This window comes from Halomonas sp. I5-271120 (assembly GCF_030553075.1).
GTDB classification, from domain to species: Bacteria; Pseudomonadota; Gammaproteobacteria; order Pseudomonadales; family Halomonadaceae; genus Onishia; species Onishia taeanensis_A.
In genome coordinates this window covers 3,497,607-3,523,825 of the sequence record NZ_CP130701.1, presented here as the reverse complement: position 1 = coordinate 3,523,825, position 26,219 = coordinate 3,497,607, and the positions used below count along the sequence as shown (strand labels likewise).

Sequence of the window (26,219 nt, the reverse complement as noted above, 5' to 3'; positions counted from 1 at the left end):
ACATTCCGGCGGTGGCTAGGGTCGGATACCAACGACCGGTGAAAGGTGCAGGAGAAAGATGGGCAATCGCTATTCATGCCTGGCGGCATTAGTGGGACTCTCGCTTCTTGCGGGTTGTGCCTGGTCGCCACAGGCCCAGGAAGAGGCGCATGCCAAGCTGGCCACCACGGCCCAGCTGGATGCGCATTTTACGCAGCTGGAAGCAGCGGTTGACGGACAGTGCGGTGGCCAACAGGAACGCTACGCCCAACAGCAGCAGCGTCTCGACGGAGTGGATGCCGACATCCGCGAGGTGGGAAGTCTGCTGCGAGGGCTGCGCGCTGATCTGGCGCAAGCCAAACGCGAACCCGAGACAGTGATAAAGGACTGCGCTGTCGATTCGGATATCGGCAACAAAGAGCTGCTGGGTCGCTCCGAATGGATAGGTCTGCCAAGCATCGCCACCTACCTCCAGGCGCGGATCGACTCAGGTGCCGACACCTCGTCACTCTCGGCCCGCGAGATCACGCCCTTCGAACGCGATGGCGATAACTGGGTCAAGTTCAAGCTTGCCCTGGAGGCCGACGATACCGTGGTCGATGCCGTTCGCGACAAATGGATCGAAGCGCCCATTGAGCGCCGCGTGCGGGTGCTGCAGTCCAACGGCGAGGCCTCGCGCCCGGTGATCAGCTTGCTGATGACGCTGGGCCCGATTCGCGAACAGGTCGAGTTTACCCTGAGTGATCGTCGCCAGCTCAGCTATCCAGTGCTTCTGGGGCGGCGCTTCATGATGGATATCGCCGTCATCGACGTGGCCGAACGTTATCTGCACCCACGGCCGGAGTTTCCGGAAGGTGCGCCCGCTAGCGAAGCGTCCGCCGACGAAGCTCGCGACATCGATAGCGCCGAGACGCCTGACCAGGGCTGACCCCTTCCCTTTCGCCTGTCATCATCACCCGCCGCCATGCCGGTGGGTGATGTCTTATTTGAGGACTGCGTATGTCACGTCTGCCCTTCTATCTACTCGTCGGCTTTCTGCTGATCGCCGGCATTGCGCTCAGCGTGCATCGTCACGTTGCCTTCGAGGTACCCTGGACGCCAGGCGAACAGCGCCAGGTCTGGGAGGTCGAGGCTCAGGTCAACTTCTCTGCGCTGGGTGATCCCGTTATGGTTAATCTAGCGCTGCCATCCACTCAGCAGGGTTACCGGGTGCTGACCGAGAACACGGCCTCATCCGGCTATGGTCTTGCCTTCCTCGAAGACCAGGGAAGCCGTCAGGCCCAATGGTCGATTCGCGACGCCATTGGCCCACAGCAGCTTTACTACTCGGTACAGCTGCTGGTAGCCCCCCAGGCGGTTAATCGTGAGGCCAAGCCACCGCCCCTGCCCCGCGAGATAGCCTGGGAGCGTCCCTTCGATACCGCGGCTAGTCAGGTCATCGAGCGTGCCCAGCAGCGCTCCGCGGATGCCGTCACCTTTGCCCGCGAGCTGATTCGGGATTTCACCGGCGACCGTCAGGGCGAGAATTCTCGCCTGCTGCTGACCCAGTTCGAGCGCACTCCACTGCTGGTGCGCCTGCTCAATGAGGCCGGCGTGCAAGCCCGCGAGGTCAGCGGCCTTGCTCTCGACGACGGCCGGCGCCGCCAATCTTTGCAAAGCTGGCTGCAGGTGTACAGCGATGACGGCAGCGCGGTGCTCTTCAACCCGGTGACCGGCGAACAGGGCAAGCCCGACAATCTGTTGCTTTGGGAAGACCGAGGCGGGGCCGTACTCGAGGTACAGGGCGGTACCAACTCCCGCGTCAGTTTCTCGATGATTCAGCATAATCAGCCGGCCTCCACCGCGGTGCGCAACCAGCTGGCCGAAGACACCCTGATCAACTTCTCGATTCATAGCCTGCCGCTCGAGGAACAGGCGCTCTTCCAGACCATTCTGCTGATCCCGATCGGTGCCCTGGTGGTAGTTTTCCTGCGGGTGCTGGTGGGCCTCAAGACCTCGGGCACCTTCATGCCCGTGCTGATCGCCCTGGCCCTCATTCAGACCACCCTACTCACTGGCCTGATCGGCTTTCTGTTGGTGGTGACCGTGGGGCTGGTGATCCGAAGTTATCTCTCTCACCTCAACTTGCTGCTGGTGGCGCGAGTGTCGGCGGTGATCATCACGGTCATCGCCATCATTTCGGTTTTCTCGGTGATGTCTTATCGCTTCGGCCTCAATGCCGGCCTGACCATCACCTTCTTCCCGATGATCATCCTGGCCTGGACTATTGAGCGGATGTCGATTCTCTGGGAGGAGGAAGGCCCCAAGGAAGTGCTGATCCAGGGCGGTGGCAGCCTGCTGACGGCGGTGCTGGCGTATCTGGCGATGAACAACCCCTGGGTGCGCCATATCACCTTCAACTTCCTGGGCGTGCAGCTGATCCTGATGGCGTTAATCCTGCTGCTCGGCAATTACACCGGTTATCGGCTTCTGGAGCTCAAGCGCTTCAAGCCGGTGACGGAGGATTGAGCCCATGTGGACGACTCCCGGTAAGTTGAGAGACAAAGGCATCATCGGCATGAATCGGCGCAACATCCGCTATATAGGCCGTTACAACAGCCGCAAGCTCTATCCGCTGGTCGATGACAAGCTCAAGACCAAGCTGCTGGCGCATGAGTACGGCATCACCACACCGGCTTTGATCGGTACCGTGAGCACACAGTTCGAGGTCAAGCACGTCACCCGAATCTTGCAGGGGCATCCCGGTTTTGTGATCAAACCGGCCAAGGGGTCCGGCGGCAAGGGCATCCTGGTCATCGAGCACGTCGATGGCAGTGCCTACATCAAGCCCAGTGGCGCCCATCTGGGCCGCGAGGATATCGAACGCCATGTTTCCAACATCCTCTCCGGGCTCTATTCCCTGGGCGGGTCACCGGACGTGGCGGTCATCGAATCACTCATCAACTTCGATGACACGCTGACCCAGTACACCTATGAGGGAGTGCCTGACATCCGCGTCATCGTGTTTCAGGGCTATCCGGTGATGGCGATGATGCGTCTGTCCACTGCTGCCTCCGATGGCAAGGCCAATCTCCACCAGGGCGCGGTCGGGGTCGGGCTGGATATCGCCACCGGCACGGCTCTGCGCGGTGTGCAGTTCGACCGTCCCCGACATGACCACCCGGACACTGGCCATGAGCTCGCCAGTCTGCGCATTCCCGGCTGGAACACCCTGCTGGAGCTGGCGGCGAGCTGCTATGAGATGACGGGGCTTGGCTATCTGGGTACCGACATGGTGCTGGATCGCGATCATGGCCCGATGCTGCTCGAACTGAATGCCCGCCCCGGGCTCGCCATTCAGATGGCCAACGGTGAGGGCCTGCGCCCTCGCCTGGATCTTATCGAGCAACAGCCCGAGGGGGTCGATGCGGCCTCCAGGGTCGCATTCGCACGAAGGCACTTCGCCCGCCGTGCCGAGCTCATCTCATCAGCGGATGCGGCGCCGGCCTGACGGTAGATGATCAGGCGACCTTAGCCGCCAGTCGAACCCGGGCCCAGAGGGCATGGCGCCCTGACTGGCTGGGGACTCATGTGGCGCGTAGAATAGTGGCTTTCGTCACACCGCCAGGCGCGCCATGCCCGAAACGCATTCACTGATTCAACAAGCCGAACGCCACTGCGAGTCGCAGGGTGCACGCTTCACGCCGATTCGCCGTCGGGTGCTGGAGATGATCGCCACCACCAGTGGCGGACTCAAGGCCTACGAGCTGCTCGACCGACTCACTCAGGAGCACGCCGCCGCGCGACCGCCCACGGTATATCGGGCGCTGGAATTCCTGATCGAACAGGGACTGATTCACCGCATCGAGTCCCTGAATGCCTATGTTGCCTGCCCCTGCCCCGAGCACGCCCACGGCTTTCAGTTGCTGATCTGCCGACACTGCGGTCGCGTTGAAGAGCTACACCTGGATGACGTCAATGACCAGCTGGCACGGCGCGCCCGCGATCAGGGATTTCGCGTCGAGCGCCAGACCATCGAGCTGCTTGGTAGCTGCCACGATTGCCTGGCCGCCCGCCGCGAGCCGACCCTTCACGCCCAATCTTGAGTCGAGCACCTCATGAGCGAAGTTTTCAAGCGCCTCGAGCGCGTTCCCACCGGCACCCGCGAATCGCTGGCCACCATCCTGGACAACGTCGGCTGGAACGACGCCGGTCTGATCCCGGCCATTGCTCAGCAGCATGACAGCGGCGACGTGCTGATGATGGCGTGGATGAACCGCGAGTCACTGCAAGAGACCCTTGCCACCGGCCGGGTCTGCTACTGGTCGCGTTCCCGCGGCAAGCTGTGGCGCAAGGGGGAATCCTCGGGCCAGATGCAGATGCTCAAGGCCGCGCATCTGGACTGCGATGGCGACACCTTGTTGCTCTCCGTCGACCAGACAGGCCCGGCCTGCCACACCGGCCGGCGCAGCTGCTTCTACGTTGCCCTCGATGATGATGGTGCACAGGTCGACGGCGATACCCTGATCGATCCCGACCAGCTCTACGCCCGTTCCTGATGGTCATGGCCAGTCGCTCACGCTGCTCTGATCAGCCCAACAGGGTCGACAAGACTCCAAAGCACTCTACGCTTGCTCAGCTGACCAGCCTGCCACTGATTGCCCTGATCAAGGTCTATCAGTACGGCATCAGCCCGCTGCTAGGCCCTCGCTGCCGTTTCTGGCCGAGTTGCTCACACTATGCGCTGGAGGCGTTACGCGAGCATGGTCCAGCTCGCGGTGGCTGGTTGGCACTCAAGCGGCTGGTCAAGTGCAACCCTTGGCACCCAGGCGGCATCGATCCCGTTCCCGGCGGACCCAGCGAAGCGCTGTGCCGAGAGGATGACAGCCTTGACGAGCACTTTTGCACCCGTCAGGATGATCAGAACCGGTCGTCGAGTCGCTGACCCTCAGGCCTGTTCGTTGAGGCCCTCGAACCCCTCCGCTACCAGTTTCTCCAGCTTTCGTGCCAGACGCGAATCCTCCAGCACAGGGAATTCCTTGCAGAGGTTTCCGCTTACCCTGCCGTTCTGACGAATGGCACGGATGATGCGATCTATATGGTCATCAGGCCCTTCCACCCAATCCTTGATCGCTGCACGCGTTTCGTACCAAGCCCGCTGCAAGGCGGCCTGATGATGCATCTCGTGTTCGAGGGTGTAGCGGATCACACCGCCAAGATATTCGACCTGATCCGTCAGGTCCGGATAGCGCCAACTCGGAGCTGCCAGCGTGTAAGCGGAAAAGTCGAAGTCCGACTCGATTCCGTCGGCGTAGTGTTGCCGCTCTTGCCGGAACTCAACACTCTCTCGGTACCTCGCCATAAAGGGGCGCGAGTATTGCTCAAGCACACGATCGTACTCAACGCGCCTGATCGCTGATGAAGTAATCGCGGCCGATACCGGCAGGATAAAGGGGGCAGGTACCAGACCATCACGCCGCAGGAGGTCGTTGACCAGGAAGCGTGATACACGGCCGTTGCCGTCAGCCAGTGGGTGGATAAAGACAAACCCGAAGCTCGCGACCGCGGCGCGGGCCAGGGACTGGGACGAGCCGGTGCTGGCGAGGAAGCGACGCAGGCCTTCAAGCATCCCGGGCAGCCATTCCCAATGCGGACACACATAGTGGATTACCGAGCCATAGCCTACTGAGCGACTCCCGACGAACACCGGAGATTCTCGCAAGCCAGGACGAATCGTCGAGACCCCGAGGATGGCGCTTTGAAGCTGACTAAGAGCGTGAGGATCCAAGGGGTCTGGCAGTCGGCCGCAGTATTGCTCCATGGCCACGGCAAAGCGCTGTATCCGATCCTGATGCCCGCTCTCATGCTCGATGGCAAAACTGGCACGGCTCTCGTGGATTGTCAGCCAAACGGCGCTACGGCGGAGAATGTCGGCACCAAACTCGCCTTCCATGTCTTCTAGGCGCCTAGCGATATCATAGGCTTGGGCCGATTCTACGTCCGGCGTCCGGCGCACCAAAGGGCAATAATCCGGCGTTCCGGGCAGGTTGTCATTGATTCGCCAGCGTCGATTCCGACGAGGCGTCTCGGCAGTCACATAGTGGCGGGGATCAAGGGCGTTACGATAGTTGCCGCCGGTATCGGGGATATTGAGGGTATCCCCAGTCAGCCATTCGAACAGAAAACCGGCACGTCGTGCATATTGGCCTGTCGGCTCTTGGCGAACCCAGGCCGCTAGATGGTCAGCCTCAATGCTTTGGAACAGACGCGCCAGAAGCTCCAGGTGGACGCCTTCATGTTTCAGGGCAAAGGTCAGGTGCGCCGCGAGAGTGTCCTCAGGGCGCATGGCTTCGAGGTAGGTTTCCTGGCGTACGCCATTGGCTTCATACGTATGGCGTTTGCGTCCGATGCAGCTTTCCACGGCCAGTGGCTGGGTTGCCAATACACCATAGCGTGCCGCGAGCCAGCTATAACCGATTTCATTGTGCGTTGGCGTCGACAAAATGATTACCCGACCGAATAAACGATTAGAATGCCACCTTATCCTAAAAAAACGATTATGAAAGCCTGGTCTTCAGTTGATCCCGGGAGCCTTCCGGTTCAGCGGAGCTCTTGCCAGAGCGTTGCCAGCGGTCAGGCTTCTGCCTTGGCCACCTGATAGATGCGCTCGAGCATCGCATGCAGCCCGTTGCTGCGGGTCGGTGACAGATGCTTGTCCAATCCCAGCTCTTCGAGAAAGCTCGGCGGCGTGGCGACAATCTCGGCAGGTGGACGGTCGTTGAAGATGCGCATCAGCACGGCGATCAGGCCAGAAACGATGGCCGCATCGGAGGTGGCATCGAAGTGCAGCCGATCGCCATCTCGCTGTGAACGCATCCAGACATTGGACTGACAGCCCTGGATCTTGAGCTCATCGGTCTTCCACTCGTCGGGAAAGGCCGGCAGCTGCTTGCCCATGTCGATGATGTATTGATAGCGATCCATCCAGTTATCGAACATCTCGAACTCTTCGATCAGTTCGGTCTGGCTTTCCTGAGCGGTGTCGGACATGGTCTCTCCAGAACATGAGTGGCTGCGGGCCCGGCTAACGCCTCAACCCGCGAATCTTGGCCGCCAGTATAACGGCTCGCCACCCGGGGCGTCGTCCCCTCGCCGCCTCCTATTGAACCACCCCATCCGTCATGAAGCCGCTGCGTCGCGCTGATCCCGTGCCCAATTCCAGACATCAATCGAGCCCATGGCGACTCATCTGCTGCTGCCATTCCTCGGCTTCGGCGTGCAGGTAGCGGGCGGTGGTGTCCAGTCGCGAGTGACGGGCACTGCGGGCCAGGTAGCGAAGCTCGACGCCACCCTGGGCCTGATGCGTGATGGCGGTGTGGCGGAGCCAGTGCGGGGTGGCGGCGCGCAAGGTGCGGGCCAGGGCGTCATTCCCCACGCCTGCCTCGCCTTTCTGACCTGCCACGCCCTCTCTTCTTTCGCCGGCGGCTTCCAGCGCGAATGCCGCGCTCTCGAACGCCTTCTTGATCAGCCGATAGAGCTGGTTATCCCCCAGGCCGCGTTTTCCGTCCAGCCCGCGTAGTACCGGCGAATCGTCATCGGGCGCCGGGAGTCTGGCCAGGCCCAACTGCTCACGCCAGTCGCCGAGCATCGTCATCATGTCCGGTGGTACCGGAATCGTCGCCAACTTGTTGCCCTTGCCGATCACTCGCCACCACCAACGCCCTTCCCGCCGCTGAAAATCCCCCATCCGGGCCGCAGCCAACTCGCTGATGCGAGGTGCCAGCAGGTAGGCAAAGCCGAAGATCAGCCGCCGGCGCTGCCATTCAAAGCGCTGACGTTGGGTCGCTGCCTGGGGCAGTGACTGGTTGAGCCAGCCCCATAACCAATTCCACAAAGGGCGCTCCAGGTAGCGCTCGATGCCCTCTTGCCGATTGTCGAGACGCCGACGCTTGCCCCGCATCAGGCGAAAGGGGTTATGGTCCACCCACCCCGCTTCCACCAGCCAGCTGTAAAGCCCCTGCAGGATCACCAGGCTCTGGCGTCGACTCGCCGCCGAGAGCGGGCGCCGAAAGGGCCGCCAGTCCTCTGCATGGCGTGGCCTGGGTGGCCCGATCCAGCGCGCGGCGGGCCGAGGGTCGGCGAGGAAAGCTTCGAAGGCGTCCAGTCCGTCCCGGCGAAGCGACGAAAGCGTCAGGCCCTGGCTGTCCAACCATAGCAACAGGCGCTCGGCCTCCTTGCGATAGGCCCGGAAGGTCTGAGCGCTATCCCGGTACTCCTCCAGCCAGGCAGCAACGGCTTCCACGTCGCTGGTGGCGCTGATCCTTGTCGCATCGGCGAGCACCGCCGCCCTGCCCTGCACAGAAACCGGCACCTCCTGCCGTTGTGCCACCTCTCCCGTCTGCTGCGGCCATCGACTCTCTGTCACCTAGCGCTCCCTTTGATGGTCCCTATACGCCCGTTATGTCGCCGGATGAACCGGAGATTCCACGAACATACCGTCGTATCAGCCCCTTCAGACCTGGCTCGGGCGCCTCGGTAACCATTGTCGCCGTTACGGGCTCATATAATCAAGATAATACGCGTAATCATGAATTTATGGCCTTAAAGATAAATAAAATTACGTAACACGTTTTACGTAATATGCTTTATTCAGCCCCTGATTGCCGATAATATGGCTAAGATAAAAAGGCCTCGGCCAGCCATCTCTGACAGAGCAATGGATACCCGACGTCAGGCCAACCCGGCGATAAATCGATGTTAAGAAGGAGAAAGGCGTCATGGCGCGAAGCGGCGTGCAGTACGAGGATGTGCAGCGGGCGATTCATACCCTACTGAGCCGCGGAGACGCGCCTAGCGTGCAGCGAATCCGTGAGGTGCTGGGAACAGGCAGCTTCACCACTATCAGCGAGCACCTGCGTCAGTGGCGGATCGAACGTGAAGAGAATCGGGACCAGCCACCTGCCCAGGAATTGCCCGAGGCCTTGCAGACATTGACCCAAGAGCTGTGGCGTCAGGCTCAGGACACCGCCAGCGAGGGCCTGGTGCTCTATCGCCAGGAAGCCGATCAGCGCGTCACCGATGCCCTGGAAGTCGCTCGTGAAAGCGAGCGGCGGGCAGAGGATGCCGGACAGCGGGAGTCGGCGGTTGCCGATCACTTGGCCAACGCCCAGACACGGCTTGAGGAGCAGAGCGCCACCCTGGCGAGCTGCCAGGCCCAACGCGACAACCTTTCCGAGCGTGAGGCGAAAGCCCTGCAGCGGGTTCAGCAACTCGAAAAGGAGCTCACACGACTCCAGGAGCGCAATGAAGCGCTGGCCGCTCAGCACCATGAAGAGTTGACGGCACGCGACGCCGAACATCAGGCCCGCCTGCATCAGGAAGAACAGCGCAACGAAGCCGCCGAAGCGCGACTGATGAGCCTGCTGGACGACGCACGCCAGGAACGCCATGCCGCCGACAAGCAGCATGGCGTTCGCCAGGCGCAGCTGGAGTCACGCAATGAAAATCTCGACAAGCAGCTGCAGGAGCAGCGCACACAGCTAGCCGAGTCTCAACAGCAGCATCGCGAGGCGCACTGGGAGCTTGAGCAGCGCAAGGAACAAGACCGAGACAGAAAGCGGCAACAGGAGCGTCTCGAGCATCGCCTGGAAGAAAAAGATGCGGAAATCGCAGCGCTAAAGAAGCGCCTGCTGGAAACCGAAGCGCGCCTGGCCAATACGCCTCTGCCGCCGTTCGTCTACTGAGGCGTTAACGGTAAGTCGCACGAGATAGGTAGATGGGTAGCTAGACAGGTAGATCGGTAGGTGGGTAGGTAGATAGGGAAAACCCTAACGCAGGACGGACGCCCTGGGGCGCCCGTCCTGTCTTGGGGCTGAAGAGGTACGTTAACTCAACAGCTATCACTCAGCGGCGTTCAAGCACCGCCTTGCCATCCGCTTTGGCCGATCAGCGATAGTAGGCCTGGCTGGTATCAGTGTGGTCGGTGATATCGCGGATACCGGCAAGCTCCGGGATGCGCTCAAGCAGCGTTTTCTCGACGCCATCTTTGAGCGTCAGGTCCACGGCCGAGCAGCCCTGACAGCCGCCGCCGAAGGCCAGCACGGCCACGCTGTCCTCGGTCATCTGCATCAGCTTGATTTCACCGCCGTGGGCGGCAAGCCCCGGATTGATCTCGCTGTAGAGCACGTAGTTGACGCGATCCTCGAGGGGGCTGTCGGCGTTGACCTTGGGCATCTTGGCGTTGGGCGCCTTGATGGTCAACTGACCGCCCATCCGGTCGGCATTGAAATCGACTACCGCCTCGTCGAGGAACGGCAGGCTATTCTTGTCCAGGAAGACGGTAATCTTATCGAGAGCGAGCTTCTCGTCTGTAGGCTCTTCCTCGCCCGGACGGCAGTAGGCCAGGCACGTCTCAGCGTAGGGCGTACCCGGCTGGGTGATAAAGATACGCACTGCGATGCCTTCGACATTCTGCTTCTCGAGCAGCTCGGCGAGATAGTCTTGGGCACTGTCGGTAATCTGGATGCTCTGGCTCATGGGGAGATGGTCCTGATTCGAGAGGTCGAATTTGCTTATCATGTTAAGCAAAAGTGCGCGGCGAAACAATCCCGAGTGAAATACTCAGGCTTATAATGCCCACCCCGCTTGGCGCTGCCCGTCGCCACCCCCTTTCTGATAAGCTATCGCGCAAAACCGAGCCCCGACACTAGATCCGCTCGACACAGTAGAAGACGCGACTCACGCTGGAGACCGCCCCGAATCATGGCCGCTACCCCGACCCCCGTCACTGCCACCCTCGCCGAACGCCTGGCCTCCCGCATTCTGATCCTCGATGGCGGCATGGGCACCATGCTGCAGAATGCCGGACTGGATGAAGCCGACTTTCGCGGCGAGCGGTTCGCCGACTGGCCGTCGGATCTGAAAGGCAACAACGACCTGCTGGCGCTGACCTGCCCGGATCTGGTGACGCGCATTCACCGCGACTACCTGGAAGCGGGCGCCGAGATCATCGAGTCCAACACTTTTAACAGCACTCGCCTTTCTCAGGCCGACTACGGCATGGAAGAGCTGGTCCCCGAGCTCAACCGCGAGTCGGCACGCCTCGCCCGCGAGGTCTGTGATGCGGTAGGCGCCGAGACCGGCATTCCGCGCTATGTGGCCGGTGTACTCGGTCCGACCTCCCGCACCGCCTCGCTGTCACCGGACGTCAACGACCCGGCCAAGCGCAATGTCACCTTCGATGAGCTGCGCGACAACTACTATGAGTCCGCCGAGTCGCTGATCGAGGGCGGCGCTGATCTGATTCTGATCGAGACCATCTTTGACACCCTGAATGCCAAGGCGGCGATCTATGCCCTAGAGGAGCTGTTCGACGCGCTGGGCAAACGCCTGCCGGTGATGATTTCCGGCACTATTACCGATGCCTCAGGCCGTACCCTGTCCGGCCAGACCACCGAAGCCTTCTGGAACTCGGTGCGTCATGCCAACCCCTTCTCCGTGGGCCTCAACTGTGCGCTGGGGGCCGAGGAGCTGCGCCCTTATCTGGAAGAGCTCTCGAACAAGGCCGACACCTTCGTCTCGGCGCACCCCAACGCCGGCCTGCCCAATGAATTCGGCGAGTACGACCAGACCCCCGAGGAGATGGCGGCCATCGTCGCCGAGTTCGCGAGCAGCGGTTTGGTCAACGTCATTGGCGGCTGCTGCGGCAGCACCCCCGAGCACATCAAGGCCATCGCCGAGGCCGTTCAAGGCATGGCGCCCCGCCAGGTGCCGGAACGGCCGATCGCCTGCCGGCTATCTGGCCTCGAGCCCTTCAACATCAGCGCCGACTCGCTGTTCGTGAACGTCGGCGAGCGGACCAACGTCACCGGCTCGGCGCGCTTCAAGCGTCTGATCAAGGAAGACGACTACACCACCGCTCTTGAGGTCGCGCTGGAGCAGGTCGACAACGGCGCCCAGATCATCGACATCAACATGGACGAGGGCATGCTCGAGTCTGAGGAAGCCATGGTGCGCTTCCTCAACCTGATCGCTGGCGAACCCGACATCTCGCGCGTACCGATCATGATCGACTCATCGAAATGGGAGATCATCGAGGCCGGCCTGAAGTGCGTGCAGGGCAAGGCGGTGGTCAACTCCATCTCCATGAAGGAAGGCGAGGATGCCTTCCGCGAACAGGCGACCAGGTGCATGCGCTACGGCGCCGCCGTGGTGGTCATGGCCTTCGACGAGCAGGGCCAGGCCGACACCTTCGCCCGCAAGACCGAGATCTGCGAACGCGCCTATCGCCTGCTGGTCGATGAGATCGGCTTCCCGCCGGAAGATATCATCTTCGACCCCAACATCTTCGCCATCGCCACCGGGATCGAAGAGCACAACAACTACGGCGTGGACTTCATCCAGGCCACCCAGTGGATCCGCGAGCACCTGCCCCATGCGCTGGTCTCAGGCGGCGTGTCTAACGTCTCCTTCTCGTTTCGCGGCAATAACCCGGTGCGCGAAGCCATCCACTCGGTGTTCCTCTACCACGCCATTCGCGCCGGCCTGAGCATGGGCATCGTCAACGCCGGACAGCTGGCAGTCTACGATGACCTGCCGGAAGAGCTGCGCGAAGCGGTCGAGGACGTGGTCAACAACCGGCGTGACGATTCCACCGAGCGTCTTCTCGATATCGCCGACAAGTTCAAGGGTGACGGCAGCGGTGCCGCCAAGAAGGAAGACCTCGAGTGGCGCTCCTGGGAAGTCGAGAAGCGCATCGAGCACGCGCTGGTCAAGGGCATTACCGCCTACATCGAGGATGACACCGAGCTGGCACGCCAGCGCGCGACCCGGCCCATCGAGGTCATCGAAGGCCCATTGATGGACGGCATGAACGTGGTCGGCGACCTGTTCGGCGCCGGTAAGATGTTCCTGCCCCAGGTGGTCAAGTCGGCGCGGGTGATGAAGCAGGCAGTGGCCTACCTGATTCCCTACATCGAGGCCGAGAAGAGCGGCGAGACCCAGGCCAAGGGCAAGATCGTCATGGCCACGGTCAAGGGTGACGTCCACGACATCGGCAAGAACATCGTCGGCGTGGTCCTGCAGTGCAACAACTACGAGGTCATCGATCTGGGCGTGATGGTGCCGGCCGAGAAGATCCTGCAGACCGCCCGCGAGGTAAACGCCGACATCATTGGCCTGTCAGGCCTGATCACGCCTTCGCTTGACGAAATGGTTCACGTGGCCAAGGAAATGCAGCGCCAGAACTTCGACATCCCGCTGCTGATCGGCGGCGCCACCACGTCCAAGGCCCACACCGCGGTCAAGATCGAACCCCAGTACGAGCATCCGGTGGTCTACGTCACCGATGCCTCGCGAGCCGTCGGCGTGGCCTCACGGCTGCTCTCGCCGGAACTCAAGCCGGCCTACACCGCCGATTTACGTGACGAGTACGAGACCGTGCGAGAGCGAAACGCCAAGCGCCGCCCCAAGGCCGCCGACCTCGACTATGCCCAGGCCCGCAAGCGCCGCTTCAAGACCGACTGGGCCGCCCACCCGCCGGCGGCGCCGAGCTTCACCGGGCTCAAGGTCTTCGACGACTACGACCTCGAAGAGCTGGTCGAGCGCATCGACTGGACACCCTTCTTCATGAGCTGGCAGCTGGCCGGCAAGTACCCGAAGATCCTCGATGACAAGGTGGTCGGCGAGGCCGCCCGCAGCCTCTTCAAGGATGCCCAGGAGATGCTTGCCAAGCTGCTCGACGAGGGCCACATCACCGCCCGCGGCGTGATCGGCATCTGGCCGGCCAACAGCGTCGAGGATGACGTGATCGAGGTCTACGCCGACGAGTCGCGAAGCGAGGTCATCGAACGCCTGCACCACATCCGCCAGCAGACCACCAAGAATCGCGATGGCATCTGCTACAGCCTTGCTGACTTCATCGCACCTCGCTATGACACCAAGGGTGAGGAAAGCGGCATACCCGACTGGATCGGCGGTTTCGCAGTCACCACCGGTCATGGCGTTGACGAGCTGAGCAAGCGCTATGAGGCGGCCGGCGACGACTACAACGCCATCATGGTCCAGGCCCTTACCGACCGTCTCGCCGAGGCCTTCGCCGAGCGCATGCACGAGCGGGTCCGCAAGGAGTTCTGGGGCTATGTGCCCGAGGAAGCGCTCGATAACGAGTCGCTGATTGCCGAGAAGTATCAGGGCATTCGCCCAGCCCCAGGCTATCCGGCCTGCCCCGATCACACCGAGAAGGCCACCCTGTTCCGGTTGCTCGACGCCGAGAAAAACAGCGGCCTGGCGCTAACCGAGAACTTTGCCATGTGGCCGGCGGCAGCGGTCTCCGGCTGGTACTTCGCCCATCCGCAGTCGAAGTATTTCTCCACCGGCAAGATCACCCGCGACCAGGTCGAATCGCTGGCCAGCCGCAAGGACATGCCGCTTGGCGAGATGGAGCGCTGGCTGTCACCGGTGCTCTCCTACGACCCGAGCTGACATCGGCATTCAAGCTGCCCTGAACCGCAGGGCACTTCGTTAGCTATTATTCAGCTAGCTACGATTCAGCTAGCCACGATTCAGCCGCTATCGATACTTCTGCGCTGCACGTCGGAGCCCGCCCTCAGGGTGGGCTCCATCACTTGACTGGAAGGCGGCATGCTGCCCGAATCCTCACGACGAAATACCATCCTCAAGCTGGCGCTGCCGATCATTGCCGGCATGCTGTCGCAAAGCCTGCTCAACCTGATCGATGCTGCCCTGGTTGGTTCGCTGGGGGAAACGGCGCTGGCAGGTGTCGGCATCGGTGGCTATGCGATGTTCATGATCACCGCCCTGGTGTTCGGGTTGTCCTCTGGGGTCCAGGCACAGACCGCTAGGCGCCACGGTGAGCAGGACTGGCATAAACGCACCGATGCCCTGCATGCCGGCCTGGCCATTGCCCTGACGCTGGCCCTGCCGTTAACGGTGCTTTGTCTGTGGCAGGCACCGGCGTTGATTGGCTTGATAAACCCGGACACCGGGGTTCATGCCCAGGCCGTCGAGTACTTCCGCTGGCGCGTGGCCTCACTGGTACCGGTCGCGATGATCTTCTGTTTCAGAGGCTACTGGAATGGCGTTCAGCAGACCGGCATCTATCTGCGCATCATCCTGATCATGCATGTCGTGAATGTGCTGACGAGCATCGGGCTCATTTTTGGCTATGCGGGCCTGCCAACACTAGGTGCCGCCGGCGCCGGTGCGGGGACCAGCCTGTCCTTGCTGCTCGGGTTGATCCTGTGGGCCGTATATACCTCTCGACACGCTGGCCCCATCGGTGGCAGGTTCAATATCACTACCCTGCTGACTACCCTGAAACTGGCCGCACCGCACTCTTTTCAGCAGCTATGGTTCGCCGGCGGGTACGCCGTGCTGTTCTGGATCCTTGGCCAGTTGAACACCGCAAGCGTCGCGGTGGGTCATGTACTGGTGAATCTGTCATTGCTGCTGATCCTGCCAGGTGTCGGCCTAGGGGTGGCAGCGATGAGCCTGGTGGGACAAGCGATGGGGCAGCAATCGAACCAGGAAGCCCACCGCTGGGGCTGGGACGTGGTACGCATCGCCTGGATTTGCCTGGCCCTGCTCGCCCTGCCGATGCTGATATTCCCCGATGTAGTGCTCGGCATCTTCCTGCATGACCCAGCCCTGGTGGCCCTCGGGCACCTGCCTCTTCAGCTGACCGCGCTGATGATGGTACTGGATGTGTGCGCGCTGGTACTGGGCCAGGCCCTGCTCGGTGCGGGCGCCAATCGCACCGTGATGACGATGACGCTTGCAACCCAATGGCTGATTTTCCTGCCTCTGGCCTGGTGGGTCGGTGTAGCGCTGGGGCATGGCCTGCTGGGCATCTGGTGGGTTCAGCTCGGCTATCGTTGCTTGAATTCGCTGGGCTTTGCCGTCATTTGGCAGCGAGGCCACTGGCAACGGCTGGCCATCTAGCGTCAGTCCGATCACACTCGACCGTCTGACGTCGAGATGGATCGGCTCTAATAACTCTTTAATTAAAATCTATGAACATTTATTCTTTCATAGAATATAAGGTTAGGAGTATCGTCGCCCATAAACGGCATCACTCCTTCATCACGCCCTGACCAGCAGGACACGACTGAATGTATCGGTACGACAACTACGACCAGACCCTCGTCGATGAGCGGGTCACCCAGTTCCGTGACCAGATGAACCGCTACCTTGATGGCCGCCTGGGCGAAGAAGAATTCCGCCCGCTGCGCCTGCAGAACGGTCTCTATATCCAGAAATACGCGCCGATGCTGCGTATTGCGATCCCCTACGGCATGCTGTCGAGCGATCAGCTGCGTCGCCTGGCCTCGATTGCCCGGCGTTACGACCGGGGATACGGTCACTTCAGTACCCGTCAGAACCTGCAGCTCAACTGGCCGGCCATCGAGACGGTACCGGACATTCTCGGCGAGTTGGCCGAGGTACAGATGCATGCCATCCAGACCAGCGGCAATTGCATTCGCAACACCACCAGCGATCAGTTCGCCGGCATCGCCGCCGATGAAGTAGAGGATCCGCGTCCCTGGTGCGAGCTGATTCGCCAGTGGTCGACGCTGCATCCTGAATTCGCCTTCCTGCCGCGTAAATTCAAGATCGCGGTCACCGGGGCCAGCGCCGACCGCGCCGCCATTCAGGTCCACGACATCGGCCTGCGCCTGTGGCGCGATGCCGAAGGCGAAGTGCGCGTTCGGGTGCTGGCCGGTGGCGGCCTGGGCCGTACGCCGATGATTGGCGATGTGGTTCGTGACGACCTGCCCTGGAAGCACCTGCTGACGTATCTCGAAGCCTGCGTGCGCGTTTACAACCAGTTCGGCCGCCGCGACAACAAGTTCAAGGCCCGCATCAAGATTCTGGTCAAGGCCCTGGGCATCGAGGAATTCCGTCGTCGCGTCGACGCCGAGTGGGAGCATCTCAAGGATGGCGCCCAGACTTTGACGCCTGCTGCCGTGGAAGCCGCCAAAACCCACTTCCCGGAACCCGAGCGCCGTCCGGTCAGCGAAGATGCCATCGCCGCCTACGAGCAAAAGCGTCAGGAAGACCGTGCCCTTGCCCGCTTCGTGACCAATAACGTGACCGATCACAAGGTGGCCGGCTACAAGGCCGTCACCCTGTCACTCAAGCGTCGCGAGCTGGCCCCGGGCGATGTCACCTCGGACCAGATGGAGGCCGTGGCCGACCTCGCGGAGCGTTTCAGCTTCGGCGAGGTTCGCGTGACCCACGAGCAGAACCTGGTGCTATCCGACGTCCCCGTGGATCAGCTGGAAGCCCTCTGGCAAGCCCTCGACAAGCTGGGCATGGCTAACCCTACCGTGGGCACCCTCAACGATATCATCTGCTGCCCGGGCGGCGACTTCTGCGGGCTGGCCAATGCCGTGTCGATCCCCATCGCTCAGGCCCTTCAGGAGCGTTTCGAGGACCTGGACTTCCTCTATGACCTGGGGCCGCTGGATCTCAACATCTCCGGGTGCATGAACGCCTGCGGCCACCACCATGTGGGCCACATCGGCATTCTGGGCGTCGACAAGAAAGGCGAGGAGTACTATCAGATCTCGCTGGGTGGCAACTCGACCGACGACGCCTCCCTTGGCAAGATCCTCGGTCCGTCGTTCTACCGCGAGGATGTCCCTGATGTGATCGACAAGTTACTCAAGGTCTACGTCGAGTCGCGCCACGACGACGAGCGCTTCCTCGATACCTACCGCCGCATCGGGATCAAACCTTTCAAGGAGCGGGTCTATGCCTGATCAACAGCCGACAGTGGCCCGTACGCTACTCAAAAAGGGCCAACCGGAAACCGACACCTGGGCGCTTTCCCGGGACACCGAAGCGCTGCCCGAGGCACGGCCGGCCATCGTGCCATTGGCGCTGTGGCTCGAGGCCGAAGCAGACAGCGCCCTGGCGCCCTGGCTTCCCAGCGACACGGCGCTCGATGGCGAACTCGCCGAGAAGCTTGCGTCCGCGCCGCGAATTGCCATCGATTTCCCAGCGTTTACCGACGGGCGCGGGTACACCCTCGCTCGGATGCTGCGCGAACGCTTCGGCTATCAGGGTGAGATTCGTGCCATTGGCGATGTACTGGTCGACCAGCTCTATTACATGAGCCGCTGTGGCTTCGATGCCCTGGCGCTGCGCGATGACCAGCTTCTTGAGGATGCACAGCGGGCACTGGGCGCCTTCAGCGTCAGCTACCAGCCTGGCGTCGATACCCACGAGGCGCTTTTCGAGCGTCGCCTGCGGGAAGGCAATCACTCCTGAGCCACGCCATCACCGACGACTTGCATCATCAAGGGCCCGGCTATCGCCGGGCCCTTGGCGTTTCAGGGACATGATGTCATGTGGCTGAGTCATCCTCAGCCGCGACGCTTTTGCTGACGCTCGCGATTGTTGGCCCGCGCGCGTTCAGACTTTTTCAGCATGATCAGGGTTGCGCCTAGCCCACCCTGCGAAGCCGGGGCGGAGGCATAGGCCTGGACCTCCTCAAACTGAGCCAACCACTTGGCCAGATAAGAGCGCAGCACGTTGGCGGGACTGTCGTCCTCCCGCCCTCGCCCATGCACCACCATCAGCGAGCGCAGCCCCTGGGCATGGGCCTCGCGAATAAAGCCGAACAGCTCTCGTCGACACTCGGCTAGCGGCCGGCGTTGCAGGTGCAGGTGGGCTTCGGGCGGATAGCCTCCATGACGCAGGCGTTCGACTACCCCAAGCTGGATGCCGTCACGCCGATACTCGAGGGGATCATGGGAGCCGAGTACCTCGACAAAATCATCCGACAGGAAGTTGCCCTCGTCACCTGCCTGCTGTGCCGCTAGGCGTCGCGCCTGTTGTGCCTCGTTGGGCCCCTTGGGCCTCTGACTGACATCGGCCCGGTCCTTGCCCTTGGCAAGGGGGAGCACATCTCCCATCTGACGGCGAAATTCGCGATCCATCATATTCATGGTGATAGCCTCCCGACGCGGCGATGTTCTGACTAGCGTTCAAGAAGCATGCCATGACAGGATGAGCGCGCGAACCCCTGATGACCTTAAAATCAACGATCAAGGCCACTTTTATGCGCGTCCTGAGATACGCTCTCGGTTCCACGATCGGTACCATGTTGATCGCCGCCGGCTACCTGTGGTGGGTGCTGCTGAGCCCCTTCGGCTATGATCGCCCCGCTGAGCTGCCCCCGATACCGAGCGGCGAATATCAGGTGTTCGTCTATGGCACCTTGACCCACGCACCCGTTCGTTGGCTGGTCTATGGACGCACCGGCAGCCCCGAAGCGGCCAGTCTGCCGGGATTTCGCAAGCGAGAGCTGGATCTGGTCGAGGACCGAAATCAGCGTGTCGATGGCATGGTGCTCCGTGTAGATGCTGAGGAGTTGGCAGACCTGGACCGCTATGAACGCCTGGGCCATCGCTATGAGCGAGTTCGCGTTCAACTCGATAATGGCGCCCAGGCATGGGTGTATCGACGTCTCTAACGTGTTCGCCTCGCCCGCCGCTACCGATGCGTTTAAGAAATGGAAAGATAACGGTATAATTTTAAGAGTGGAATTTGACGCCAGCTGCATGGTTGTGGGGGCCTTGGGGGCCGCCTACAATATCTGCCATTACTTGAGTACCACCGCATAAGGACCCTCGCGACGTGATTACCCTCTACCATAATCCGCGCTGCTCCAAATCACGTCAGGCGCTGGCTCTGCTCGAAGAAGCCGGTATCGACCTGAGCGTGCATCGCTACCTGCAGGAGCCGCTGGATGCCGAACAGCTCAATGCGCTGCTCGATCGCCTCGAGGGTAGCCTGAAGGACCTGGTGAGGACCAACGAAGCCGAGTGGAAGGCTCAGGATATCGATATCAATGACCGTCATGCCGTCATTGCCGCCATCGTGGCCACCCCGAAGCTGATGCAGCGCCCGATTGCCGACCGCGGCGACCACGCAATCATCGGGCGGCCGCCGGAAGCGGTACTGTCGCTGATCGACGCCGCCTGATCCGCCCTCTCAATTATTGATCCCTGGAGCCTTGATGAGCACCACCACGCCTTATGTGCTGATTCTGTTCTATTCCCGCCAAGGCGCAACCCGAGCCATGGCAGAGGCCATGGCCGCCGGCGTCGAGTCTGAGTCCGGCATCGCCGCTAGGCTGCGCACTGTGCCGCCGGTTTCTGCGACCTGCGAGGCGGTGGACCCGGACATTCCTGCCGAAGGCGCCGTCTATGCCAGCCTCGATGACCTCAGACACTGCGCAGGCCTGGCCATCGGTAGCCCGACCCGCTTCGGCAACATGGCGGCTCCGCTCAAGTACTTCCTGGATGGCAGCAGCGAGCTATGGATGAATGGCGCCCTGATTGACAAGCCAGCCAGCGCTTTTACCTCCACCGCCAGCCTGCACGGTGGCCAGGAAACCACGCTCATGACCATGCTGGTCCCGCTGCTGCATCACGGCATGGTGCTCTCGGGCTTGCCCTACAGCGAGACCGAGCTCTTCACCACCACCACTGGCGGCACCCCCTACGGGGCCAGCCATCTGGCCGGGCAGCGCAGCAATCGCTCTCTCGATGAGCAGGAGCGAAGCCTTTGCATGGCACAGGGGAAGCGTCTCGCCCGCCTGGCCCTGGCACTTGCCCCCATGCGTGAGAGCACCTGATGAGACAGCAGATGGAACGGATGGAAGATCAGCAAGGACTCGACACAATGGTCGACAAGAGCCGTCGACTGGTGATCACCAGCTATCTGGCCCTGCTAGTTCTGCTCAGCTATGGCGGCCTGGTCATGCATGACGTGCAAACCGATGGCTGGGGACCCTGGCTGGTGAGGGTGGTACCGCTGCTGCTGTTCCTGCCGTCGATCCTGGTCAAGCGAGCCCGCGGCCATGCCTGGCTGTGCTTCGTCAGCCTTCTTTACTTCATGCAGGGCGTGATGTTCGCCACCCTGCCCGGCCAGACGCTGTTTGGCCTGCTGGTCGCGGTGGCATCGCTGGCACTTTTCGTCGGCAGCCTGGGCTATGCACGCTTTCGTAGCCGCCAACTGCGCCATCAGTCATCTAGCCACCAGAAATGACCCCATTACCCCAGGCCGGCACCACCACTGGCCACCTCGCTAACTGGCACTCGGCAGCAGTAACAACGCTGCCGGTCATGTTCGGCTATCTCCCGCTTGGGGCGGCCTTCGGCATCCTGGCAGTCGATGTCGGCATACCCTGGTGGGCAGCGATCGCCATGTCGATCCTGATCTATGCCGGCGCCGGCCAATTTCTGGCCGTGGCGCTGCTCGCCAATCAGGCTGGCCTGATGGAAGTGGCGGTCGCCACCCTAATGCTCAACTCTCGCCATCTCTTCTATGGCCTGTCGCTGTTGCGCGCCTTCGCCGGCGCCGGATGGCGCAAACCCTACCTGATTTTCTCGCTCACCGACGAAACCTATTCGCTGCTGACCTCGCATGAAGGCCATGCCGGGCAGGATCACGCCCAGGCCTTCAGGCTCAGCGCGCTGAATCAGCTATGGTGGGTGCTGGGCAGCCTCGCTGGGGTTTTGATTGGCAGCCAGCTTGCCTTCAATACCACAGGAATCGAGTTCGTACTGACCGCCTTGTTCATCGTACTGACCATCGAACAAGCGCGGCGACTGCGCCAGTGGCTACCTTTCATCGTCGCCATCTTTACGGCCCTGGGCGCCCTGGCATTGCTGCCTGAGCGCCATATGCTGCTGGGAGCCATCGGCGCGGCCAGCCTTATCCTGTTAATCCAGTACCGGCTCGACTCGGCAAAACGACACCGTGAAAAACAACGCATTGCAGAACAACAGCAGCGGGAGGCATCGTGAATCTGGATCCTTTGCCATTGCTCGGTTTCATCGCTGTATGTGCCCTGGCGACATTCTTGACCCGGGCCCTGCCCTTCATCGCCTTCTCTCGCCAGGCAGAACATCCGCTGGTCATCCATCTGGGCCGTTACCTGCCGCCAGCGGTCATGCTGATTCTGGTTATCTACGCGATGCGTGACTGGCGCCCCCTGTCCGAGGGAGCCGCCAACCTCTCCGCCAATGGCTGGCCGATGATACTGGCCGGGCTGATCGTGGCTGGCATCCAGCTTTGGCGTCGAAATGCCCTGCTATCGATTCTTACCGGCACCGGCACCTACATGGGCCTGGTTCAGTGGATCGGCTGACGGTCATGCGTTGGCGAGGCGTGCACAAACAACGGTTGAGCCTTCGCCTCGCAACGGCGAAGATAAAGAAAATGCAGAGGGAAAGATTGCCATGACAAGGAACATTGCCGATATCCGGCGCGACTACGAAGGCGGCAGTCTCAATGAAGAGAATACGCCTGAAACACCCGAATCACTCTTCGATGAGTGGCTGACCCTGGCACTCGATAGCGAGGGAGACGACGGCAACGCCATGTCGCTTGCCACTGTCGATAGCCTGGGACGCCCCCATGCGCGCATCGTGCTGCTCAAGGGCTATGACGAGCGTGGCATGGTCTTCTATACCAATTACCAGAGCCACAAAGGCAGCGAACTTGCCACCGTTCCCCATGCGGCGCTGGTTTTTTGGTGGCCGTCGCTCAGCCGGCAGATCCGTATCGAAGGCCGGGTAGAACAGGTCTCAGAGTCTGAATCGGATCAGTACTTCTCCAGCCGGCCGCGTGAGAGCCAGCTCGGCGCTTGGGTGGCCACTCAAAGCGTGGAAATCCCCGATCGCCAGTGGATCGAGGAGCGCCAGGCGCGCTTCGAACAGGCTTATGACGGCCAGGATATCCACCGTCCCGCGCACTGGGGCGGTTACCGACTTGTGCCGGAGATGATCGAATTCTGGCAGGGCCAGCCCAGCCGGCTGCATGACCGCATCCGCTACCAGGCGCGCGAAGGAGAATGGTTCAAGGTGCGCCTGGCCCCCTGACACCTTCGGCGCAGATTTCCTTCCGGCTTAGCACCCGCAGAGTAAACATCGACCAGAAATGACAGCGCCCGGCCAAATTGGCCGGGCGCTGTGCTTTCAGTGCTGCTAACTCGCCAAGATTACTCGGCGTCCGGCAGCCACTGCTGAACCACGTCTTGGTTGTCGGCGACCCACTTCTTGGCACTCTCGTAGGGATCGCTGTCTTCTTCCTGGTTCATGAGCATGACTTCGCCCATCTGCTCCGGTGTCCACTCGAAGTTATCGAGAATGGCATAGGCACCCGGCATATCTTCTTTCAGGCCGTTACGAGCAATGGTGTGAATCTGCTCGGCACCGCCGTAGACGTCCTTCGGATCCTCGAGATACTTGAGGTCCCAGCGAGCGAACATCCAATGTGGCGTCCAGCTGGTGACGACGATCTCTTCCTTGTTCTGGATGGCGCTAGCCAGCGCTGCCGTCATGGTCGCACCACTACCGCTGCGCAGATCGGCATCGAGATCATACTCGTCAATCACGTCTTCGGTCAGGCTCATCAGGCCGGCACCCGGATCGATACCGATAATCTGGCCATCAATGGCGTCAGAGTTCTTATCGATGTCAGTGATCGTATCCATGTCGCTATAGGCCGGTACCACTAGGCCAAGCTTGGTGCCATCCAGGTTGGTACCCAGATCTTCGACGCTGTCTTTGACGCGATCGAAATAGTCTGCGTGGGTCGTGGGCAGCCAAGCCGCAACGATCGCATCCGCGTCACCATAGGACAGGGCCTGCCACATGGCAGCCGCTGAGAGCGATGACATTTCAACGTCATAGCCTTGGTCTTCCAACACGGCACGCACCACGTTGGTGGAAGCGACTTCAGAAGCCCACTCGACGTAGGCGAGGGTTACGGTACCCTTCTCTTGGGCCTGCACCTGACCAGCTGCGACGGCCGTGCCAGCCGCCATCATCATGGCGCCAAGGCGCACACCGCGTGACAGAGTCTTGATATCGAACATCCTTCACCTCTCTATTGCTTATTGGTGTTGAGCAGGACCCCAGGATCACAACCCGACAGTCAAGAAAGACCTGAGCTGCGCCTGAACGTCCGCATGATGCATATGCTTCACATCATGCAGCCCATCACACCTCGATACCGACAGGTGTGATGGGTCACGCAATACGTCAGGACTTGCGTGTCTTACGGAAAGACTGGGTCAGACGATCCAGCAGCATGGCCAGGATCACGACCGCAATACCAGCTTCAAAGCCATCGCCCGGACGCAAGCGCTGGATGGCACGCCATACCTCGTTACCCAAACCATCGGCACCGATCATTGCCGCGATCACAACCATCGACAGCGCCAGCATGATGGTCTGGTTGATGCCGGCCATCACAGTCGGCAGGGACAGCGGCAGCTGAACCTTGAAGAGCTTCTGCGACGGCGTGGAGCCGAAGGCGTCAGCCGCTTCGATCAGATCCTTGGGAACCTGACGGATACCCAAGGTGGTGAAGCGGATCGCCGGCGGCATGGAGAAAATCACCGTGGCAAAGATCGCCGACACAGAACCGATGCCGAAGAACGGAATCGCTGGAATCAGATACACGAAGGCCGGCATGGTCTGCATGAAATCAAGCACCGGCATGATCACGCGGTAGAGACGCTCAGAAAGAGCGGCGGCAATACCGACGGGTAGCGCGATCACTACTGCCACCAGAGTGGCAATGACCACCAGGGTCAGCGACTCGATCATCGGATCCCACAGATCCAGGTTCCAGATCAGGGCAAGGCCCAAGACAGCGCCAATGCCTAGACGGATGCCCGCCATGCGCCAGCAAAGCAGCGCAATCATGCCCATCAGGCCCCACTCGGGTATCCACATCAACAGGTCGTTGAGACCGTTGATACCGCTCTGCGTCACCGCGGAGATGCCGCGGGTAATGCCAGAATAGTTACTTGTCAGATAATTCAGACCGGATTCGATCCAGTCACCCAGTTCGATACGGGGAATCTCAATCGCCATCTCAGTTGTCTCCTGCTTCTGCCAGTTCAGCCAGTACCGCACCCTTGACCACCACACCGAGCAGGCGACGCTCACCGTCGATCACCGCGATGGGGAAGCTCTTGTCGCTGAACATGGCAAAGAGGTTATTCAGCGGCTCGTCTGGGGCTACGCTACGGAAGTCCTGCTGAATCAGGCTTTCGATGGTCTGCAGGCCATCTTTGACGGCCTTATCGGCACTATCGGCATCGATGAGACCCACAAGTTTGCGATCACGACTGGTGACGTAGATCGAGTCCAGTCCGTTCTCACTCATCTTGCGCAGAGCGGTACGCGGACCGTCATCCTCACGGGCGGTAGCACGTACCGGACGCATCGCATGATGAGCGGTGAGGATACGCGACATGTCCACGCCCTCGATGAAGCGCTCTACGTATTCATCGGCCGGCGCAGTCAGAATCTCTTCCGGCGTGCCGATCTGCACGATCTCACCGTCCTTGAGCAGGATGATGCGATCACCGATGTTGAGGGCCTCATCGAGGTCGTGGGTAATGAAGACCGTGGTCTTCTTCATGCGGTGCTGAAGCTCGAGCAGTTCCTGCTGCATGTCCTTGCGGATCAGCGGATCGAGCGCGGAAAACGCCTCATCCATGAGCAGCACGCTTGAATCGTTGGCCAGTGCACGTGCCAGGCCGACACGCTGCTGCATGCCGCCGGACAGTTGGCTGGGCAGCGCATCTTCCCAGCCGTCCAACCCAACCTGCTTCAATGAGTTACGGGCGGTTTCGGTGCGCTCGGCCTTGTCGACGCCGCGGATTTCCAGACCGTATTCGGCGTTCTGTTGCACCGTGCGGTGCGGGAACAGTGCGAAATTCTGGAAAACCATGGAAAAGTGACGACGACGACATTCCAGCAGCTCCTTGGTGCTGAGCGTCGGAATGTTCTCACCATCGATAATGATCTCGCCTTCGGTGGTATCGATCAGGCGGTTGAGGCAGCGGATCAGTGTCGACTTGCCCGAACCGGAAAGCCCCATGATCACCAGGAGCTCACCTTCGTAGACATCGAAATCGATGTTGGACAAGCCCAGCGTCTGGCCAGTCTTCTCCAGGATTTCCGGGCGCTTCTGCCCTTGGTCACGCAGCTCAAGGGCCTTCTTGGGCTGGTTGCCAAAGACCTTGCTGAGGCCGCGCACCTGTATCTTGACGGGTCGTGTTTCGCTCATCGGCTCTGCCTGTTGTTATGTCATGCCGGCATGCCCTGGCAGGCCGCTCTAACGGCCCTTATGGCTATGCACGGTCGATGACTGTCGTGATTGAACTCGCAGGATCATACATACTTATAAATAACCCCTCAAAT

General features: G+C 61.1%; 26 protein-coding genes. 18 read left to right on the top strand and 8 right to left on the bottom strand.

What is annotated here, in order from left to right:
- Nucleotides 1-58: 58 nt before the first annotated feature.
- The 6 genes from Q2K57_RS15870 (at nt 59) to yidD (ending at nt 4,903) form a co-directional block, all read left to right on the top strand.
- The gene (locus Q2K57_RS15870) at nt 59-907 is read left to right on the top strand and encodes an ATP-dependent zinc protease (RefSeq protein ID WP_112055317.1); all 849 of its coding nucleotides are present in this window, start codon (nt 59-61) and stop codon (nt 905-907) included.
- 71 nt (nt 908-978) lie between these two features.
- Complete coding sequence (locus Q2K57_RS15865) at nt 979-2,487, top strand: inactive transglutaminase family protein (protein ID WP_112055318.1); 1,509 nt, start codon at nt 979-981, stop codon at nt 2,485-2,487.
- Between the two features lie 4 nt (nt 2,488-2,491).
- Entirely contained in the window at nt 2,492-3,469 is a 978-nt protein-coding gene (locus tag Q2K57_RS15860; RefSeq protein WP_112055319.1) for an alpha-L-glutamate ligase-like protein, read from the top strand.
- 124 nt (nt 3,470-3,593) lie between these two features.
- Complete coding sequence (locus Q2K57_RS15855) at nt 3,594-4,064, top strand: Fur family transcriptional regulator (protein WP_112055320.1); 471 nt, start codon at nt 3,594-3,596, stop codon at nt 4,062-4,064.
- Nucleotides 4,065-4,076: 12 nt separating this feature from the next.
- Nucleotides 4,077-4,517 carry a phosphoribosyl-AMP cyclohydrolase gene (gene hisI, locus Q2K57_RS15850; protein ID WP_112055321.1) on the top strand — a complete coding sequence of 147 codons (441 nt, stop codon included), beginning with the start codon at nt 4,077-4,079 and terminating at the stop codon, nt 4,515-4,517.
- Between the two features lie 5 nt (nt 4,518-4,522).
- Entirely contained in the window at nt 4,523-4,903 is a 381-nt protein-coding gene (gene yidD / locus Q2K57_RS15845) for a membrane protein insertion efficiency factor YidD (RefSeq protein WP_112055415.1), read from the top strand.
- A gap of 3 nt (nt 4,904-4,906) precedes the next feature.
- On the opposite strand, the gene Q2K57_RS15840 is transcribed toward yidD, so the two are convergent.
- The 3 genes from Q2K57_RS15840 to Q2K57_RS15830 form a co-directional block, all read right to left on the bottom strand.
- Nucleotides 4,907-6,460, bottom strand: a complete 1,554-nt coding sequence (locus Q2K57_RS15840) for a Fic family protein (protein ID WP_304525650.1) — start codon at nt 6,458-6,460, stop codon at nt 4,907-4,909.
- 131 nt (nt 6,461-6,591) lie between these two features.
- A complete protein-coding gene (locus Q2K57_RS15835) occupies nt 6,592-7,008 on the bottom strand; it encodes a SufE family protein (protein ID WP_112055323.1) in 417 nt (138 codons plus the stop codon).
- A 175-nt stretch (nt 7,009-7,183) separates the two neighbouring features.
- Entirely contained in the window at nt 7,184-8,329 is a 1,146-nt protein-coding gene (locus Q2K57_RS15830) for a site-specific integrase (protein WP_258396426.1), read from the bottom strand.
- Nucleotides 8,330-8,735: 406 nt separating this feature from the next.
- On the opposite strand from Q2K57_RS15830, the gene Q2K57_RS15825 reads away from it, so the two are divergent.
- The gene (locus tag Q2K57_RS15825) at nt 8,736-9,701 is read left to right on the top strand and encodes a DNA-binding protein (RefSeq protein WP_304525649.1); all 966 of its coding nucleotides are present in this window, start codon (nt 8,736-8,738) and stop codon (nt 9,699-9,701) included.
- Nucleotides 9,702-9,903: 202 nt separating this feature from the next.
- Here the strand turns inward: Q2K57_RS15825 and nfuA are convergent, their stop codons facing one another.
- On the bottom strand, nt 9,904-10,494 hold the full coding sequence (gene nfuA, locus Q2K57_RS15820) for a Fe-S biogenesis protein NfuA (RefSeq protein ID WP_112055325.1): 591 nt from the start codon (nt 10,492-10,494) through the stop codon (nt 9,904-9,906).
- Between the two features lie 225 nt (nt 10,495-10,719).
- On the opposite strand from nfuA, the gene metH reads away from it, so the two are divergent.
- The 4 genes from metH to Q2K57_RS15800 all read left to right on the top strand — a co-directional run bounded on the left by metH (nt 10,720) and on the right by Q2K57_RS15800 (nt 18,252).
- Nucleotides 10,720-14,439: a methionine synthase gene (metH, locus tag Q2K57_RS15815; protein WP_304525648.1), complete on the top strand. Its 3,720-nt coding sequence runs from the start codon at nt 10,720-10,722 to the stop codon at nt 14,437-14,439.
- A gap of 159 nt (nt 14,440-14,598) precedes the next feature.
- The gene (locus Q2K57_RS15810) at nt 14,599-15,918 is read left to right on the top strand and encodes an MATE family efflux transporter (protein WP_304525647.1); all 1,320 of its coding nucleotides are present in this window, start codon (nt 14,599-14,601) and stop codon (nt 15,916-15,918) included.
- Nucleotides 15,919-16,088: 170 nt separating this feature from the next.
- Nucleotides 16,089-17,741: a nitrite/sulfite reductase gene (locus Q2K57_RS15805; protein WP_304525646.1), complete on the top strand. Its 1,653-nt coding sequence runs from the start codon at nt 16,089-16,091 to the stop codon at nt 17,739-17,741.
- Nucleotides 17,734-18,252, top strand: coding sequence for a DUF934 domain-containing protein (locus Q2K57_RS15800; RefSeq protein WP_304525645.1), 519 nt, complete (start codon nt 17,734-17,736; stop codon nt 18,250-18,252). The genes Q2K57_RS15805 and Q2K57_RS15800 overlap by 8 nt, the downstream gene beginning before the upstream one ends.
- Nucleotides 18,253-18,347: 95 nt before the next feature.
- On the opposite strand, the gene smrA is transcribed toward Q2K57_RS15800, so the two are convergent.
- Complete coding sequence (gene smrA, locus Q2K57_RS15795) at nt 18,348-18,932, bottom strand: DNA endonuclease SmrA (RefSeq protein ID WP_304525644.1); 585 nt, start codon at nt 18,930-18,932, stop codon at nt 18,348-18,350.
- Nucleotides 18,933-19,087: 155 nt separating this feature from the next.
- On the opposite strand from smrA, the gene Q2K57_RS15790 reads away from it, so the two are divergent.
- From Q2K57_RS15790 to pdxH, 7 genes are all read left to right on the top strand, one after another.
- Nucleotides 19,088-19,459 carry a gamma-glutamylcyclotransferase family protein gene (locus tag Q2K57_RS15790; RefSeq protein WP_258396389.1) on the top strand — a complete coding sequence of 124 codons (372 nt, stop codon included), beginning with the start codon at nt 19,088-19,090 and terminating at the stop codon, nt 19,457-19,459.
- A gap of 164 nt (nt 19,460-19,623) precedes the next feature.
- Nucleotides 19,624-19,971: an arsenate reductase (glutaredoxin) gene (gene arsC, locus Q2K57_RS15785; protein ID WP_304525643.1), complete on the top strand. Its 348-nt coding sequence runs from the start codon at nt 19,624-19,626 to the stop codon at nt 19,969-19,971.
- Between the two features lie 34 nt (nt 19,972-20,005).
- Nucleotides 20,006-20,626 carry an NAD(P)H:quinone oxidoreductase gene (gene wrbA / locus Q2K57_RS15780; RefSeq protein ID WP_304525642.1) on the top strand — a complete coding sequence of 207 codons (621 nt, stop codon included), beginning with the start codon at nt 20,006-20,008 and terminating at the stop codon, nt 20,624-20,626.
- Nucleotides 20,627-20,637: 11 nt separating this feature from the next.
- Nucleotides 20,638-21,039 (top strand): DUF2069 domain-containing protein, encoded by a 402-nt coding sequence (locus Q2K57_RS15775; protein WP_309251228.1) that lies wholly within the window; start codon nt 20,638-20,640, stop codon nt 21,037-21,039.
- Nucleotides 21,036-21,800 (top strand): AzlC family ABC transporter permease, encoded by a 765-nt coding sequence (locus Q2K57_RS15770; RefSeq protein ID WP_304525641.1) that lies wholly within the window; start codon nt 21,036-21,038, stop codon nt 21,798-21,800. The genes Q2K57_RS15775 and Q2K57_RS15770 overlap by 4 nt, the downstream gene beginning before the upstream one ends.
- Nucleotides 21,797-22,144 (top strand): branched-chain amino acid transporter permease, encoded by a 348-nt coding sequence (locus Q2K57_RS15765; protein ID WP_304525640.1) that lies wholly within the window; start codon nt 21,797-21,799, stop codon nt 22,142-22,144. Before Q2K57_RS15770 ends, Q2K57_RS15765 begins: the two co-directional genes overlap by 4 nt.
- A 91-nt stretch (nt 22,145-22,235) precedes the next feature.
- The gene (pdxH, locus tag Q2K57_RS15760) at nt 22,236-22,877 is read left to right on the top strand and encodes a pyridoxamine 5'-phosphate oxidase (protein ID WP_304525639.1); all 642 of its coding nucleotides are present in this window, start codon (nt 22,236-22,238) and stop codon (nt 22,875-22,877) included.
- 119 nt (nt 22,878-22,996) lie between these two features.
- Here the strand turns inward: pdxH and Q2K57_RS15755 are convergent, their stop codons facing one another.
- From Q2K57_RS15755 to Q2K57_RS15745, 3 genes are all read right to left on the bottom strand, one after another.
- Complete coding sequence (locus tag Q2K57_RS15755) at nt 22,997-23,875, bottom strand: glycine betaine ABC transporter substrate-binding protein (protein WP_112055338.1); 879 nt, start codon at nt 23,873-23,875, stop codon at nt 22,997-22,999.
- A gap of 166 nt (nt 23,876-24,041) precedes the next feature.
- Nucleotides 24,042-24,881, bottom strand: a complete 840-nt coding sequence (locus tag Q2K57_RS15750; RefSeq protein WP_112055339.1) for a proline/glycine betaine ABC transporter permease — start codon at nt 24,879-24,881, stop codon at nt 24,042-24,044.
- A gap of 1 nt (nt 24,882) precedes the next feature.
- Entirely contained in the window at nt 24,883-26,085 is a 1,203-nt protein-coding gene (locus tag Q2K57_RS15745) for a glycine betaine/L-proline ABC transporter ATP-binding protein (RefSeq protein ID WP_112055340.1), read from the bottom strand.
- Between the last annotated feature and the right edge of the window lie 134 nt (nt 26,086-26,219).